The 16,442-nt window shown below is 51.2% G+C and carries 12 protein-coding genes; 2 read left to right on the forward strand and 10 right to left on the reverse strand.

Going from position 1 to position 16,442, the window contains the following annotated elements; translation table 11 throughout:
• Positions 1–39: 39 nt before the first annotated feature.
• From FT643_RS20350 to FT643_RS20370, 5 genes are all read right to left on the reverse strand, one after another.
• On the reverse strand, positions 40–2,085 hold the full coding sequence (locus FT643_RS20350; RefSeq protein WP_156873259.1) for a BCCT family transporter: 2,046 nt from the start codon (positions 2,083–2,085) through the stop codon (positions 40–42).
• 210 nt (positions 2,086–2,295) lie between these two features.
• Complete coding sequence (locus tag FT643_RS20355) at positions 2,296–3,219, reverse strand: hypothetical protein (protein ID WP_156873260.1); 924 nt, start codon at positions 3,217–3,219, stop codon at positions 2,296–2,298.
• Positions 3,220–3,489: 270 nt separating this feature from the next.
• Complete coding sequence (locus FT643_RS20360) at positions 3,490–5,334, reverse strand: DUF6055 domain-containing protein (protein ID WP_198043757.1); 1,845 nt, start codon at positions 5,332–5,334, stop codon at positions 3,490–3,492.
• A 482-nt stretch (positions 5,335–5,816) separates the two neighbouring features.
• Positions 5,817–6,443, reverse strand: a complete 627-nt coding sequence (gene trhA / locus FT643_RS20365) for a PAQR family membrane homeostasis protein TrhA (RefSeq protein WP_156873262.1) — start codon at positions 6,441–6,443, stop codon at positions 5,817–5,819.
• A gap of 48 nt (positions 6,444–6,491) precedes the next feature.
• Positions 6,492–7,202, reverse strand: a complete 711-nt coding sequence (locus tag FT643_RS20370) for a GDSL-type esterase/lipase family protein (RefSeq protein ID WP_156873263.1) — start codon at positions 7,200–7,202, stop codon at positions 6,492–6,494.
• 114 nt (positions 7,203–7,316) lie between these two features.
• Here FT643_RS20370 and FT643_RS20375 point away from each other — a divergent pair, with 114 nt between their 5' ends.
• Complete coding sequence (locus tag FT643_RS20375) at positions 7,317–8,939, forward strand: Na/Pi cotransporter family protein (RefSeq protein ID WP_156873264.1); 1,623 nt, start codon at positions 7,317–7,319, stop codon at positions 8,937–8,939.
• A 13-nt stretch (positions 8,940–8,952) separates the two neighbouring features.
• Here FT643_RS20375 and FT643_RS20380 read toward each other — a convergent pair whose 3' ends face one another.
• The 4 genes from FT643_RS20380 to speA are packed head-to-tail and all read right to left on the reverse strand — an operon-like array spanning position 8,953 to position 14,862.
• The gene (locus tag FT643_RS20380) at positions 8,953–10,116 is read right to left on the reverse strand and encodes an iron-containing alcohol dehydrogenase (RefSeq protein WP_156873265.1); all 1,164 of its coding nucleotides are present in this window, start codon (positions 10,114–10,116) and stop codon (positions 8,953–8,955) included.
• The gene (locus FT643_RS20385) at positions 10,116–11,507 is read right to left on the reverse strand and encodes an aldehyde dehydrogenase family protein (protein ID WP_156873266.1); all 1,392 of its coding nucleotides are present in this window, start codon (positions 11,505–11,507) and stop codon (positions 10,116–10,118) included. The genes FT643_RS20380 and FT643_RS20385 overlap by 1 nt, the downstream gene beginning before the upstream one ends.
• Before the next feature lie 16 nt (positions 11,508–11,523).
• Entirely contained in the window at positions 11,524–12,909 is a 1,386-nt protein-coding gene (locus tag FT643_RS20390) for a glutamine synthetase family protein (protein WP_156873267.1), read from the reverse strand.
• 54 nt (positions 12,910–12,963) lie between these two features.
• A complete protein-coding gene (gene speA, locus FT643_RS20395) occupies positions 12,964–14,862 on the reverse strand; it encodes a biosynthetic arginine decarboxylase (protein ID WP_156873268.1) in 1,899 nt (632 codons plus the stop codon).
• A gap of 201 nt (positions 14,863–15,063) precedes the next feature.
• Here speA and speE point away from each other — a divergent pair, with 201 nt between their 5' ends.
• Complete coding sequence (gene speE, locus FT643_RS20400) at positions 15,064–15,927, forward strand: polyamine aminopropyltransferase (RefSeq protein ID WP_156873269.1); 864 nt, start codon at positions 15,064–15,066, stop codon at positions 15,925–15,927.
• A 42-nt stretch (positions 15,928–15,969) separates the two neighbouring features.
• Here speE and FT643_RS20405 read toward each other — a convergent pair whose 3' ends face one another.
• Positions 15,970–16,434, reverse strand: a complete 465-nt coding sequence (locus FT643_RS20405; protein WP_198043758.1) for a DUF4124 domain-containing protein — start codon at positions 16,432–16,434, stop codon at positions 15,970–15,972.
• Positions 16,435–16,442: the final 8 nt, after the last annotated feature.

Below are 16,442 nucleotides of genomic sequence, written 5' to 3' on the forward strand. Positions count from 1 at the left end.
TTATCACAGATTGGTTGTTATGTGAAAAAGCCTGGTCTGTCAGTCTTGATCGCCTTTTTTGCTGGCGGTCAGTAAATCGTCGTGTTGCGCCATATTCCACGGTAGCTTACCCGGAGTCACCCCCAGGAAGTGAAGATAATTTTCGAACTGGTCCAGAATATCGCGAATCAGATCGTTCTGATCGTAACCGAACACATCATAGGAGCGTCCGCCACGACGCAAAAAGACTTCCGCTCGACAATACACTTTATCACTGCGGGCACCGAGCTGTGGCGTCGTATAGGCAAAATCCGGCACCGGAATGGTCACCAGGCGGATATCGTATATAAACCCCACATGCCCTTCCCGTTCCACCACCAATTCCGCGCGAATTAATGCTTCGTCAAATTGCACTGCTGCGTCCCAGCCGCTGTTACGCAGCTCCTCGACAACCATATTCATGCTGCTCATCGCGGTATCGCGAACAAACGTTTCCACTTCATTCCGCCCAGGAAAACGAATCATTGCCGTCAATCGATGACGCCACTGGGACCCCGTAAGATGCCGGTTGGTCGCCATGTGGCTCTGCAAGCTGCTTTCGCGATAGCCTTCAATCACCAGCGCGCGCCACATCCCCACGGCCGCCAGCAAAATGACGACAGTGAAGGGCAGCGCACTGACAATCGTCATGGTTTGCAACGCGTTCAAACCTCCGGCCAGTAACAGCACGGAGGCGATAATACCTTCGAGTGAGGCCCAGAATATACGCTGCCAAACGGGTGTTTCCAGCACGCCACCGGAGGCAAGCGAATCCACCACCAGGGAGCCGGAATCCGATGAGGTAACAAAAAAGGTAATGATCAGCAGCACTGCCAAGAAAGAGATCAGGCTGGACCAGGGCAACAGATGAAATAGCTGGAACAGCGCTACCGCCTTGTCCGCCTGAACCGCCTGCACCAAGGACGTTTTACCCTCTTCCATTATCAAGCTCAGCGCAGTATCGCCAAACACCGAAAACCATAAAAAAGTAAATAAACTCGGTACCAGCATCACGCCGAAAACGAATTGACGGATGCTCCTGCCGCGGCTGATTTTGGCAATAAACAAACCGACGAACGGCGCCCAGGCAATGGTCCAGCTAAAAATAAACAAGGTCCAGTTGCCGATCCAATCGCTGTGGGTGTATGCCTGCAGATTAAAAGTACGCTTTACAATTCCACTGAGATAGCTGCCGGTATTTTGCAAGAAGCTTTCCAGGATATGAATGGTAGGGCCAACGGCGAAGACAAACAACAACAGTAACACCGCAAGCGCAATGTTCAGGATTGAAAGCCGCTTCACTCCTTTGTCCATGCCTGCGACAACTGACACACAGGCTGCTGCCGTTACCAAAGCAATGGTACTGACTTGCACCAGATTGCCGACCGGAAGCCCCCAAAGATAATTGAGCCCCGCGTTAATCTGAGTGGCTGAAAGTCCCAAGGTGGTGGCAATTCCGAACAGGGTTCCCAGTATCGCGAAAACGTCAATTGCATGGCCGATGGGACCGTAGATACGCTCGCCTATGAGCGGATAAAAAGCCGAACGCATGGACAGCGGCAAACCATGTCGGAAAGCGAAATACGCCATCACCAAACCGACCAATCCGTAAATTGCCCATATATGAAAACCCCAATGAAAAAAGGCGATCTGCATCGCCTGTTGCGCGGCATCAACCGTTTGTGCCGCGCCCGCTGGGGGCTCTGCATAATGGAGTACCGGTTCCGCTACCCCGAAAAATAACAATGCGATTCCGTATCCGGCCGAAAACAACATAGCAAACCACTCCAGAAAGGTGTATTCCGGTTCACTGTGATCGGGACCGAGCTTGATATTGCCCCAGGGTGTTAAACTGATGCCGATAATAAAAATAAGAAACAACGCCACGGCCAGCATGTAAAACCAACCAAAATTTTCAGTAATCCATGCTTGAGCGTTGAGGAACAGCACACCGGCCAAATCGGGGTTACTAATAGTTCCGATAATCAATAACAGGGAGACAATAACGGCGGGGACAAAGACAGGAACAAGAATCGTGGAGGTTCGTAATGCTTTGGCTTTTGTCATAGATATCCGTCCCTCTTTTAGATCGTGCTATCTAAAATGGCAGAAATTGACACAAAAACCAAATTTTCCCATATCAGGTTAACTGAGCAATCAACCTCATCTGCAGACGGCCAGCGCGCTGTATCCAAGGGATAACAACGCGGGGGGCAGTACCAAAAAGTGATAATTACACAGATTGTAACCGCCGCCCGGCAATTCGTTTCATCCGCCTCAGCGGGACGCCGCCTCAGCCTCATAATCCGCGTAGGAATGTTTTAGTGTAGCGTGATTTAGCAGCATTTCAGCTTTCAGCGTGGCCCCGTTGGCATCATAGATGCGGGTACGTATCCAATAGGATTCTGTGCGCTTACTTTCAGACAGCGCAACCACCTCCCTGCGGATCAGATAATCCTCCCCGACAAACAGTGGGCCGTCGATCATGCGTATCTCCTGATCTGCAAACAAGCCAATTACCGGCTGCTTGACAGGAAATGCGGCCAGATCGCTACTGTATTCCGCTAGCACGCTTACCATTTCCAAAGGGATAATGGCGCGCCCCCAGGGGGTAGACGCGGCATCGGAAAACCAGGCCGAATTCTCGGTAATGCGTTCCAGTTTTTGCTTCAACGAAAACGGATACAAATTTCCCATATTCTGATCCGCGCCCATACTGACCGGCTCATCTTCTTTGCCGGTCATACCCACATGCAGATCGGACAGAATGATCAGTTGCTGCGGAGGGCGCAATTTGGCCATTCGCTGGTCCAGCAAGCTCTCGCCATCATCCGGACCTAAACTGGCGCTGGCTTCCAGCACGACAGTACCATCTGCTTTTTCAGCCCAGGCACGAACCTTATTCACACCGGGTGCCGGGCGTTCCACGAAAGCACGTACCTGTTCGCCTTCCACCACCATATTCTGAAAGTGGGCAGAGAAACAACCGCGCTCAAACCAGGCCTGGCCCCATATATCCGCCAACAACGGTGTGAACTGACTGAAGTGGGTCGGGCCTTCAATCGGGCCGGCTCGAAAACCGAGTTTTTCCGCCATATTGTCGTCATGAATGGACGTGTGTCCACTGTACTCCTGGTCGGCCAGCATCTGTTTGGGTTCACGCAACGGGCCGCATAAAAATAGGGGTGTATCGAAACTCATATTCAGTCCTTAGTCAGTGTGTAACGAAAGGAAATTAATACCTGATTGTATAACCAGAGAACGGAACCAGATGATCACTTTAACCAAAACGGCCGCCGGGGGTAAGGTTGTGTCCGCTATTCTGCGCACCTTCTGAGCGCTGAATCAGAGGTCGGGTTTATAACGACAATTCAATGGCGGTTTACGACGGGTTGCCAGGAAGGAAGCCTGCTCCGCACGCGACAAGACAATCGCGACCGGAGCAGGTGGATCGTTTGCATTATTAACTTATTATTTGGGCACCGCGCCGGTGATCCGGACCTGGTAATTAAGTCCCTGCGCTTCCGGACTGCTCGAACTGGTACGAAAGGCATCGTATTGATATAGCGTGTCAGGCGTATTCACCACCACCAGGCTCACTTCTTCATCATGACTCAAACTGACCTGCCCCGACCCGTTCGCCAGGGTGACATAACGTGTTGCTCCGCTGCTTGCGCGCACGGACAACGTTGCATTGAAATTACTTTCGGCGCGACCATTTCCAAGATTGGTTATCTCGACACTGACGTTGCCAGCTCCGTTTACGGAAAGCGGAATTATATTGGCACCACCGTATTGCGGGGCACGTGCCGACTTCACTTTATAGGTCTGGTTGCCGACGGAATCCAGGTTGGAAAAATTGAGCCGGGCACGGCTGTTGAAAAACGCCTGCTGTGCTTTGCTATGGCCGATATCCAGGTATGCCATGCGTGCCCAGTAACGACCCAGAACGGTTTGCGCACTTACCGGGCTGACATTGCGTTCCAGCACATGCAACGGAGTTTCATTATTACGCTTGTGATTGCGCATCAGGTCCGGTACGGCCATTTTACCTAACCCCGGATAGCCATCCGGATTGTTTGTCAGATAGGTCAGGAACGGCCAGGCTTCGTAATAATTCTGATCACTCACAATCATCAGATGGGCTTGTCCAATCACTTTATTCAGATCAATGATGGTGCCACCATCACCCAGGCCGAAACGCTGACGCACATCATTGTAGGAAGCCGAATTCAGATAGGTATCCGCCACCCAGTTAGCGACGGTCTCCCACCAGGCACCGGTACGGGTTTGATCCACCCATTGGTACTCCGTGAGCGCCAGCGAATGTCCGAATTCATGTACCGTCACCCGCGGAGCAGTTAACTGACTGGCAAGCACCTGCAAATAACTTAAACCGGCGCGGGCGTCATACAACATAACACCGCCAGCATTCATATAAGAGGATGGATACAAATTCATTTTAAAATACGGGCCATCATCGGAATGAACCGACAATCCCGGCGACCGGAACCCCCAATCAGTCACAAAAAGATCGTACGCCGATTCCATATGCGCCAGCGTCAAATCCAGGTTATTTTGGGAAAAGTTGCCCAGCCCATTCGCGCCGTAATAAACACGGAAACGGGCAGAATCCTTATAGGGTGTGTTCGACGCAGTAATACCATCAAAAACATACTGATTGGTAACGGCCTGAAAATCCGCTGGTTCGTTCGGGTTCGGGTTCGGGTTCGGGTTCGGGTTCGGGGTCGGGTTCGGGGTCGGGTCTGGTGTCGGATCGGGATCGGGATCCACAACAGCATCACAATTCGCTGCGCTCAGCCCTTCGCCCTGCAAGCGGATACTGTCAACCAAGGGTAACCCTTCATCTGAAACAGCAACCAGGCGGATCGTATTCGTCCCCGCCGAGAGCAGCACACTCGCCGTCATCTCCTGCCAATCTGCCCAGCTGTCACTGGCTTCGAACGACAGCGTTTCCATGTCCATATCACCAATCTGAGTTACCGCAACCCGTGCAGCGCCGCTGGCGTTTGCAAAGCGCACCACCACATCATAAGAACCCATTTGCGCTGCGGTTACCTGCCAAACAATGGCGGTGCCGGGTTCGTTGACTGTGTTGCTGTAACCATCGCCCCGATAGCCCGAAACGTCCGCATCAATGGTGCCATCAACCCGGCAGAACCCGGTTTGATGCTCTTCAATGGTCACTGAATTGGCCGCTGGCGGTGTCGGATCCGGTTGCGGAGCCGGGGGATTAAAGGCCAAGACCGGATTGACAAGCAACATCGTTGTCACGGTCGACAATATACGTTTCATAAAAGCTCTCATGTGCCGGGAATGATGGTATTAAGACTGAGCAATGCGAAACATTGTAAGGCGAGTTAATTTAAAAACCGTTGAGCGTTCAAGGCAAACGGCCTTGGAGCAACAGGTCCTGTCCTGAATTCTATTTACGATGTGTTTTTAAACAAACGATTGCCTTTGGGCAGATGAAAAAAAGGGGCAGATCAAGCAGCCCCAAAAAAAATCCACCTCCTCCCGAAGATGGACACGCTGCCTACGGCAAAACGTACAGTCCCTGTCTCATTAACCGCTCTATAAATTACACATTTTTATTTCGCTTTTTTGTTTTAGTTAAACCTCTTGTTGAACCCTTGCCATGCTATCGCCATAGGGGTACCGAATACCTTGCGCCCGATCACACTCTGACAACAGAAGTTGTCAGTTATAGGCGCAACATTCAACAGGTGCAATAGGAGGATATTACGGTAGGAGTATCAACTTTAGCGCTGCTCGCTTCAGCGCACGTAAGCGATGATCGATACGAAGTGGCAGACCGAACCGGTCAATACAAACAAATGCCAAATTCCGTGTGCATGGCGAAGCTTGTTCATACTGTCCAGGACATAAAACAAAATCCCCACTGTATAGGCGATTCCACCAACGGTAAGCCATGCCATTCCCGGTGGTGGTATGGCCGCCTGTAGATTGGAAAACTGAACCACACACAGCCACCCCATCACCAGATAGATCACTATTTGCAGACTTTCCATACGCTTGGGAATAAAGATATCCAGCAATAACCCCAGGATCGCCAGCCCCCACTCCAGAGCCAGAATAAGGTGCCCCTTACCTTTAGCAAGGGACACCATCATGTACGGCGTATAGGTACCGGCGATCAACAAGTAAATAGAAACATGATCAAATTTTTGAAACAGTTTTTTAAGTTTAGGGGGATGAAAGCTGTGATAAAGCGTGGACATGGTATACAGCAACACCAAAGTAAAACCGAATACCGAAAAGCTGACGATCATGGCAACGTCTTTATGGTCGATGCTCACCGCCAATAACGCGCCGAGCCCAACCAACGCAAAAACAGCGCCGACCAGATGAGTAATGCTGTTAAATTTTTCGCCGTAGTACATGAAAACTCACACGCTGGATGGTCAGGAAAGAGGGCCGGGGACTGCTCGCTAGTTCATAAAGTTTTCGGCGTATTTCAGCAAAGACGGCAAAAGAACTCTGGATATCCTGAAGTAGCCTGGTTCATTCGGATGTAACCCGTCTGCGGTAAATTTTTCCTTAAGCAGCCCTTCTGTGTTAACCAGTTCCGAATAGAGATCCACATAATCCGCCTGATACTGTTGTGACAGTTTCTCCAGACCCTGGTTTATTTGCAGAATAGAATCCGTCGGGTGAGTTTGGACATGGCTGTCCCGAACCGGGAGCAAGCTGCACACTATAATCTTTATACCTTTGCTTTCAGCCTTGATAAACATGGCCTCGATATTGTTAATAATCTCAGTTACAGATTGACCATCGGCCAGATCGTTGGTTCCGGTCAGTATAATCAGCACTTTGGGGTTGAGGGCGATTACATCTTTATCGAACCGGTTCAAGGCATCCAATGCCATTTCACCTCTAATGCCTTTATTGGCAATAGGTAATACCCCGAATGACATTGCCATGGGCCAGTTACGAACCAGAGAATCCCCAAAAAAGACGATACGTCCGTTGTCATAGATTTTATTTTCAGATAGCCGGTGTTCCCAGACTTCCTTTTCTATTAGTGAACGATATTTACTTCTGAATTCGAACATTTTCCAACTTGAAAGCGTCAATCCGATTAAGGAAAGAACCAGGCAAGCGGTCAAAAACCAACAAAGCCTTTTCATATTACTCATAAACAACCTGTACGTATTGCAACTCCACCCAGCCACGATCGACCAAGCAATTCACTCATTTTCACCTAAACTATATAAGAGAATAGTTCTTCTTTACCAAAAAAGGAGCAAAAAATGGACCAACTGATCATGCTTTCCGGCGCAGTTGCTTTATTGCTATGGGGAATTCGCATGGTAAGAACCGGGGCGGAACGTTTGTTCGGGAGCCGGATCAACTCCTATTTCAGAGCGTTCACCAAACACCGCCACTCTTCTTTTTCACTTGGTTTTTCCACCACACTGATACTGCAGTCGTCCACCGCCACCCTGCTGATGGCGGCGGGTTTTTTCAGCTCCGGTGCGCTTACTCTGCTGGCAACCTTGGCTATCGTGCTTGGCGCTGAAGTGGGCTCAAGCTTGCTGCCTCTTATTTTACATGTTGCCATAAAAGAAGTGGGTCCGTTTTTCCTGATCAGCGGCTACTTGTTCTTTACATTATCTTCCGGGCGCCAAGGAAAGCACCTGGGCCGAATCCAACTGGGCATCGGTATGATTCTGTTGGCACTGAGCCTGATTGGCAGCGCCCAGCAAGAAATTAGCGGCCTGTTTCCCTTGATCAATAATCTTGCCACGGACGATCCGGTGCTCACACTGCTACTGATGGCGTTGTTCTGTTGGCTATTACATTCTTCGGTAGCAGCGGTACTGTTGATTTCCAGTATGGCGGCTCAATCTGCACTGAGCCTGGACAATGGCTTGTGGCTGATCCTGGGGGTTCACCTGGGGGCAGCCCTGCCCGCCTTAAGCAGCGGATGGTCGCAGGGTGAAGCCGTGAAAAAGATTGTAATAAGCAATCTCGGTTTTCGGCTCACTGCTTTTGGTATCGGGTTGATCGCCTATCATTGGTTACTCCATTCCGGTTACAAACCCCAGTTGTCTGCCACCACGACCATCGCGCTTTTTTATTTTGCGACAAATGCACTCAACAGTCTTATCTTATTGTTGTGTTTGCCGCCCATTGCTCGGCACGTTAACCGACTTCGGTTTGAAGTAGCTCCCGGCGTTGAAGCGAACAGCTCGCTGCCCATTTATCTGGAGCCCGGCGATAAAGCCAACCCGCCACGGGCGCTGGCGAATGCCAGCAATGAGTCGTTTCGTGCTGCCGACATAACCTATCAGATGTTAAGTAATACGTTGCAAGCCTTTCAGGATCAGGAATTGATTAAAGAAATTGTGCTTCTGGACGACCACCTGGACGCGCTGCATCGAGAAACGACACTTTATCTGACGTCGATACACAAAGATAAAAACACAGAGCAATCCAACCAACAACTGCATTCTATATTCAGCTACTTCACTAATTTGGAACATGTAGGCGATATCGTTTCCCGCAGCACCATGTTACTGGCGAAACGCAAACAGAAAAAGTCTCTTGAATTTTCTGCAGAAGGCGAAGCCGAATTGCAATATTTACATGAAAAGTTACTGGTTATTTTTAAATTATCCCAGGCGGTGTTCGCCAGCAATGACCCTCAACTGGCAAAAGAACTGATTCAGGCAAAGCGTACTTTCCGGCAACAACTTATCAGCGCCCGCCAGCATCATGTTAACCGATTGCAGGAAGGCAACGGAGCCAGTATTGCCTCATCGCAGATTCATCTGGACATTCTGCGGGACTTCCGTTCGATCAGTTCGTATTTATCGATGGTAGCCTATCCGGCTGTGAAGAGAGATGACCTGACCGCTTCCAGCCCGTGAGTCATTGAGACCGCTACAAAGTGCCGTCTACTGCCGCTAAGAAGAGCTGCCGGTATTGCGCCTGCGTCAACCCGACCGGGTTGCCAGCAGCGCACGGGTCTTTTACCGACATCGCTGCCACTAATTCAGCTTGCGACCCGTCAATTCCGATGTCCGCCAAGGTATGGGGAATATTTAAAGCCGTTCTCATTTCCAGTACCCAACTTAAAAATCCGTCAAAGCCCGATTGCGGCAAATCCAGATATCGGTTTAAGCGGGTAATGCGCTCGTCTATCACGGCGCAATTGGCTTGCAGTACATAGGGCATCAGAATCGCGTTAAGCAAACCGTGATGCGCATCAAAAAGCGCCCCTAAACTGTGAGCTATAGCGTGCATGCCGCCCAAACCACGTTGAAACGCTGTGGCACCCATGGCGGATGCGACCAGCATTTGCGTGCGCGCCGGCAAGTCATCGCCGTGGTGATACGCCCGTAACAAATGTTCTTTGATCAGACGCATCCCTTCAACAGCAACGCCTTCGGCGAGAGGATGATAGAACGGCGCACAATAGGCTTCCAGGTTATGTGACAGCGCATCCATACCGGTGGCAGCGGTCAAGGCCGGAGGTAATCCCACACACACCACCGGATCGAGCAAAACCAGCTTTGGCGTCATACCCGGATGGAAAATAATTTTTTTAACCTTGTGCTGTGCATCGGTAATAACCGATGAGCGACCCACTTCGGATCCGGTGCCTGCAGTGGTGGGTATAGCAATAACCGGTTTGATGGCGTCGCTGTCTGCTTTTGTCCAGTTGTCTGCAATATCTTCAAATGCCCAAAGAGGCTGAACCTGGTCCGCCATAAAGGCGATGGCCTTGCCTGCATCCAGAGCCGAACCGCCACCAAATGCAATCACGCTATCGTGCCGGCCCTGTTTAAAACTTTGCACACCGAGCGCCACGTTTTCACCAGTAGGGTTGCTTTTGATGTCGCTGAACAAAGCCACGTTCAATCCACCTTGCCTACACAGTCGCAGCAGCTCATCAACCATGGGCAGCGCGGCCAAACCAGGATCCGTAACAAACAACGGCGCGCTCATCCCCAGACGTACACATTCTGTCGCGATTGCTTTTGCACGATGCTCCCCTACCTGAATTGCAGTAGGAAAGTTCCAGGCAGCCGTCAGATTCTCCATCACACGTCTCCGCGTTTGATATGGAAGGACTTGGGTCGGGTCAAATAATGAAAACCCAATACCGACAGTGTTCCGCCTCTACCGGAATCTTTTACACCGGTCCACACCAGAGCCGGATCCAGGTAATCACAGCGGTTAACAAAAAAGGTGCCGGTCTCCAGCTGCTCGCCGATTTCAATTCCAGCCACTTCGTTCTGCGTGAACACCGCAGCGGACAAACCAAATGCAGAATCATTCATCAATTGAATGGCTTCTTCGTCATGCTCGACCATTTGCACCCCCACCACCGGGCCAAAACTTTCTTCCGTCATTACCCGCATGGAATGATCGACGTTGGTAAGCAATTGAGGAGCCAGATAGGCGGTACCGGCTTTACTTAACGGGAAGCGGGCTTCATCAATGTGCGCATGGGCACCGGCGGCTATGGCGTCAGCGATTTGTTGCCGCACAAAATCCGCCGCCGCGCTGTTGACTAACGGGCCCAGCGAACAGGTGTTGTCATCAGGTCGCTCCAGTTTGTATTGCTCAACCAATGCGACCGCTCGCTGCACAAATTCTTTATACACTGACTTGTGCACGTAAATTCTTTCTATGCCACAGCAGCTTTGTCCCGAATTAAAAAATGCACCATCAATGACGGTCGCCACCGCCGCTTCAAGATTGGCGTCGTGTCTCACATACGCAGGGTCCTTACCGCCTAATTCCAGGCCGACTGATTTAAAATGCCCAGCAGCGACCTGCTCTACTCTACGCCCGGCTTGCACGGACCCGGTAAACGCGATGTGCCGAACAGCGGGATGGGTAATTAGGGCTTCCGTGGATTCATGGGTTAGATGCAAGCACTGAAACACGCCGTCAGGAAATCCGGCCGCATGCGCAGCGGCGACCAGTTGCTCGGCGCTTAAAGGGGTTTGTTTGGAAGGTTTCAGAATAACCACGTTACCGGCCAGCAATGCCGGTATTACGCTGTTAATCGCGGTGAGATAAGGATAGTTCCAGGGAGAAACCACCAACACCAAACCTAACGGATCGCGCTTTATAAAGCGCTGGAAGCCAGCCGAATTTTCAATTTCAATGTCTTTTAACGCTTCTTCAGCCGCTTCAATCATATAGCGGGATCGCTGCACTACTCCATTCACTTCGCCCTCGCAATATTGGATGGGCCTGCCCATTTGCCAGCAGATCTGCTCTGCGATGAGGTCCGTCTTGCCAGTGAATTCTTCCAGTAGGGCATTGCACAGATGCCTGCGCTCTTTGAGAGAAGTATTGCGCCAACCGGTTTTTGCTTTTTCGGCTTGCGTTACAGCCTCGTCTATCTGTTGCCGGGTGGCGTATTCCCGTGTGGTGTATTCTCTGCCGTCAACCGGTGATACAACGCTGAATCGCGACATACTCTATAGCCTCAGATTATATAATCTCGAAGTAACGTTTCATTTCCCAATCAGTCACATGCTTGCGGTATTCCTGTGCTTCCCAAATTCGGGTAGCGGCATAATGCTCGACGAATTCTTTACCGAACAGAGCCTCCGCTACTGCAGAGCCTTGCAATGCATGAGCGGCGCTTTCCAGGTTGGTGGGAAACGCCATCTGCGCCGGGAATTGTTGCTCGTACGCGTTACCCGTTACCGGCTCTTCCAGCTTTAAGCCTTGTTCGATTCCCATCAGGCCAGAACCTAATGCGGCTGCCAGGGCAATATACGGATTGGCATCAGCAGAACCGACCCGGTATTCAACACGCTGAGATTGTTCAGAGCCCGGAATTACGCGCAATGCCGTTGTTCGGTTCTCCACTCCCCAGGTCGCATGAGTGGGCGCCCAGAAGCCCGGCACCATACGGCTATAGGCATTCACTGTCTGGGCAAACATCGCCGTGAGTTCAGGCATATAGCGCTGCTGCCCGGCCACAAATTGCTGCTGCAGCGGGCTCATACAGTATTTGGCATGGGGTTCAAAGAAAACCGGGGTGTTTTTCGGATCACGCAACGAGATGTGAATATGCCCGCTTTGGCCCGGGTATTGGTTGGAGCACTTCGCCATAAAGGTGGCCATCATCTGATTACGCTGCGCCCAGACTTTGGTAAAAGTTTTGAACAACACGGCCTTATCGGCGGCGTTCATCGCCGTGTCCACGGCCAAAGCACCTTCCAAAACACCCGGTCCGGTTTCCGTATGCAGTCCTTCCAGGGGAAAATTCATTTGCTGGCACATATCCAGAAAATCTTCATACATTTGCGCATGGACAGAACTACGTAGCAGGGAATAGCCAAACATGCCCGGTGTAAAATGCTGTAAATTCCGATAGCCTTTTTCGCGCACGGATTCCGGTGTCTCGTTAAACAGAAAAAACTCATACTCAAACGCCGAGAGTGCATAAAAGCCCATATCTTCCGCTTTTTCGACCACGCGGTTCAACAATCCGCGGGGGCAAATCGCCTTGGCCTGGTGATCAAACTCGGCCAGAAAAAACAGCATGCCGTTTTCACCATACACATCACGGCAGGTCTCCGGCAGTATCCGCACCGGGGCATCGGGATATCCGGTTTGCCAACCGGTGTACTGCACACCCACATTTTCATAGAGCTGATCGTTACTATCCCAGCCCACCACCACATCGCAAAATCCGAACCCTTTATCCAGCGCTGAAAAGAATTTTTCCCAGCTCATATATTTACCCCGGATCACACCATCCATATCCGTGATGCCCACTTTGACATGGCGCAATCCGCGTTGTTGAACAATGGCTTTCGCCTGTTCCACGGAACGAATGGTTCTGGGATCGAGTGTTGATGTCATCGTGTCGTGACTCCTGGCATGACGTTCACAAAAAATTGAATAAATATGGCAGCACTATTCCAGATAGGTGTAACCGGTCAGGCCTTCGCGCAGCTCTTTTAGATAGGCGGCCTGTTCTGCACGGCTCAGTTGGGTTTGCAACAAGCGCTCATGAATCTGCTGCTGCAATTGCATTGTGTCGAATTGCACATAACGCAGAATATGGTCAACGGTATCGCCCTTCAGGGTATTCAGTAATTGGAAGCCGCCCTGCTTGTCCAGCGCCACATCCACTGCGTCCGTATCTCCGAACAGGTTATGCATATCACCCAGTATTTCCTGATACGCGCCCACCATGAAAATAGCGATCGACATTCCGGATTCCGGATTACCGGCCGGCAGCGGCAAACTCGTCGCCAGGTCGTTGGTATCGACATAGCGATCAATACGGCCATCGGAGTCACAGGTTATGTCCTGCACGATACCGCGCCGGGTTAACGGTTGGTCCAGTCCGCTGGTTGGCAGCAACGGAAAAACCTGATCGATGCCCCAGGCATCCGGTATGGACTGGAACAAAGAAAAGTTGAGAAACACCTTATCCGCCAGTTTCTCATTCAGTTCGTCCTGAATATCGCGGTGTGCACGGGAGCTAAGATCCAGTTTGCTACGTAACTCCTGACAGGCGGCTCCGTAAATTTGCTCGGCCTGCGCTTTTTGTTCCAGAGTTAACACCCCGTGGGTATACATGTCCTGTGCTTCGCCCAGGCGATAGACCACTTCAAAATACAGTTCTGACAATGAGCGGCTACGTGTGGCGCCCTCTATCTGATGAAAACAGCGTGCCAGTTCCTGCAACACTACCGGTGCTTCCGCGTCAGGCTCAGCGGGTTTGGTGGCCGGCGGGCTTTCCACCCCGATGACATTACTGACCAGGACTGCATGATGGGCCGTCAGAGCCCGCCCGGACTCTGAAATCACATCCGGTAACGGCAGATCGTCCTGCGCGCAGATTTCCCGCAGGGCTACCAGAATGTTATAGGCGTACTCTTCCATGGAATAGTTCATGGAGCAAAAGCTGCGGGAGCGGGTACCTTCGTAATCCACACCCAGGCCCCCACCCACATCCACCACGCTCACATCGCAGCCGGCCTGACGTAATGCCGAGTAATAACGAGCGGCTTCCTTCATGCCTTTTTGAATATCGCGAATATTGGAGATCTGCGAGCCCAGGTGAAAATGCAGTAGCTGTAACCGGTCCAGACTGTCCTGTTCACGCAGGGTTTCGATGACGTCCAGAATTTGCGTGGCAGACAACCCGAACTTGGATTTTTCGCCGCCGGTATTTTGCCAATTGCCCTTACCGATCGAACTCAACCGGGTGCGCAAACCAATACGTGGCTTTACATCCAGGTCACGTGCTTCATCCAGCACCAGTTTCAGTTCGCTGAGTTTTTCCACCACGATATAAACCCGACGCCCCATTTTTTCCCCGATCAGGGCAAGGCGCACAAACTCACGATCCTTGTAACCGTTGCAGACGATCACCGAATTTTCCCGGCTCATGGCCAGCACCACCATCAGCTCCGGCTTGCTTCCAGCTTCCAATCCGACACCGCAGCGTTCATCCAAGGGAATGCCGTTATAAATTTCTTCCACCACGCGACGTTGCTGATTTACTTTTATCGGGTAAACCGCGGTGTACTGGGCATCGTATTCCAGACGGTCCATGGCCTCGGCAAAAGCCGACGTCAGCTTTGCAACCCGATCCCGCAGAATATCCACGAAACGAACCAATATCGGCGTTCGTAAGCCCGTTTGTCTGGCCGCTGCCACTATAGCCTGCAACGACACCCGGGCTGTACACAAACTGGTCCCCACATCCACCTCACCCTGATCATTGATATCGAAATAGCCTTCACTCCAATTATCAATGCTGTAGGTGTTACGGGCCGTTTCAATGATGGGCTTAGACATGGAGATCGGGGTTTCCTGTGCGGGCTAATAATCGGAGAAATACTGGCTGGCTATTGTAGACAGTTTCGCAATAAAGGTCAGACATTTAAATACTCATAAGCTTGGTTATAATAGCGGGGCCGCGTGAAGGACAATCACCGGACAGCGGACCCTGTATCCCACAGCCAGCCGGCCACCCCCCCCTATATTGAGACAAGAAACATGACGATTGCCACCAAACAAAATTGGTTCACAGAAGTATTCGGAAACGAAGGCACCTCTTTCGGGCTGGAAATCACCGAAAAACTGCACGAAGAACAAACCCGATACCAGTTTCTGGAAATCTATCAAACCAAAACCTTCGGCAAACTGATGGTGCTGGACGGCTGCGTAATGCTGACGGAGCGGGACAACTTCCTTTATCACGAGATGATGACCCACCCCGCCCTGTTCACCCACCCGGACCCGAAAAAAGTGGCCATTGTCGGCGGCGGTGATTGCGGCACCTTGCGTGAAGTTTTAAAGCACCCCAGCATCGAAAAATGCACCCAGATCGATATCGATGAACGAGTCACCTGGGCATCGCAAACCTGGTTTCCGCAACTGTGCGATGCCAATGATGATCCCCGCGCCGAGCTACTGTTTGATGACGGTATTGCCTGGATCAAGAACTGCGAACCGGGCAGCCTGGATGTCATCATTATTGACAGTACCGACCCGGTCGGACCGGCGGAAGGGTTGTTTGCCGTGGATTTCTATCGCGACTGCCTTAAGGCATTGAAAATGGAAGGAATTCTGGTTCAGCAGAGCGAGTCTCCCTTACTCCATACTGATACCATCATAAAGAAAATTCATCAGGACATGCGCTCAGCCGGCTTCAATCAGTGCCAGACATTGCCGTTCCCGCAGCCTGTTTATCCTACCGGATGGTGGTCCTGCACGATGGCCAGCCCGGTGGGTTCGGTTTCAATTTTCAGAGATAAAGAAGCCGCCAACAAAGGTTTTACAACGGATTATTACAACCTGGAAATTCATCGCGCAGCATTGGCAATGCCCGAATTTATGAAGCGATCACTAACTTCGTAGAGCAGACACTGAAGGCCCACCCCCTCTGATGGCTGGCTCCGGCTAGCCATTTGTACAGTGATCGTTGTACTGCTTCTGCAATTCGCTTAAATACTGCGAACTTTCAGCTTCGCTCATGTAGCGCCGGCTGCCATCGTCGTTCTCTTCAAAAAACTGTGTCCCGGGCTCGTAATAGGAAAGCCGCTTGGAAAACTTGGCGCATTGTTTTTTACGCTTTTCGATTTTTGCCTGCTCGTCTGCCCTGATTTTTTCCTTCGCCAACCGCTCATCTTCCAACACCTGGGTAATGCGTTGCTGGCGTTGTCTTTGGGCATCCGCAAAGGCTTCATCGGATTGGGTTGGCTTCGGCGCTTCCGATTGGGGCAGATCCAGCGCTTCTACCTGATCCGACTGGGGAGCTTGATCGCCAAAATGAACCCGCCCGTCATCATCCACCCAACGATAGACTTCGGCTTGAGCATTGACCACCAATAGCAGGCTGACCCATGCCAATATTGTAATTTTCACCAAATTGC

Origin of the sequence: Ketobacter sp. MCCC 1A13808 (assembly GCF_009746715.1) — a bacterium.
Classification (GTDB): domain Bacteria; phylum Pseudomonadota; class Gammaproteobacteria; order Pseudomonadales; family Ketobacteraceae; genus Ketobacter.

Bases quoted from the DNA above. Each gene is read 5' to 3' on its own strand.
- FT643_RS20350 (WP_156873259.1), bottom strand. From the start codon at position 2,085: ATGACAAAAGCCAAAGCATTACGAACCTCCACGATTCTTGTTCCTGTC.
- FT643_RS20355 (WP_156873260.1), bottom strand. From the start codon at position 3,219: ATGAGTTTCGATACACCCCTATTTTTATGCGGCCCGTTGCGTGAACCC.
- FT643_RS20360 (WP_198043757.1), bottom strand. From the start codon at position 5,334: ATGAAACGTATATTGTCGACCGTGACAACGATGTTGCTTGTCAATCCG.
- trhA (WP_156873262.1), bottom strand. From the start codon at position 6,443: ATGTACTACGGCGAAAAATTTAACAGCATTACTCATCTGGTCGGCGCT.
- FT643_RS20370 (WP_156873263.1), bottom strand. From the start codon at position 7,202: ATGAGTAATATGAAAAGGCTTTGTTGGTTTTTGACCGCTTGCCTGGTT.
- FT643_RS20375 (WP_156873264.1), top strand. From the start codon at position 7,317: ATGGACCAACTGATCATGCTTTCCGGCGCAGTTGCTTTATTGCTATGG.
- FT643_RS20380 (WP_156873265.1), bottom strand. From the start codon at position 10,116: ATGGAGAATCTGACGGCTGCCTGGAACTTTCCTACTGCAATTCAGGTA.
- FT643_RS20385 (WP_156873266.1), bottom strand. From the start codon at position 11,507: ATGTCGCGATTCAGCGTTGTATCACCGGTTGACGGCAGAGAATACACC.
- FT643_RS20390 (WP_156873267.1), bottom strand. From the start codon at position 12,909: ATGACATCAACACTCGATCCCAGAACCATTCGTTCCGTGGAACAGGCG.
- speA (WP_156873268.1), bottom strand. From the start codon at position 14,862: ATGTCTAAGCCCATCATTGAAACGGCCCGTAACACCTACAGCATTGAT.
- speE (WP_156873269.1), top strand. From the start codon at position 15,064: ATGACGATTGCCACCAAACAAAATTGGTTCACAGAAGTATTCGGAAAC.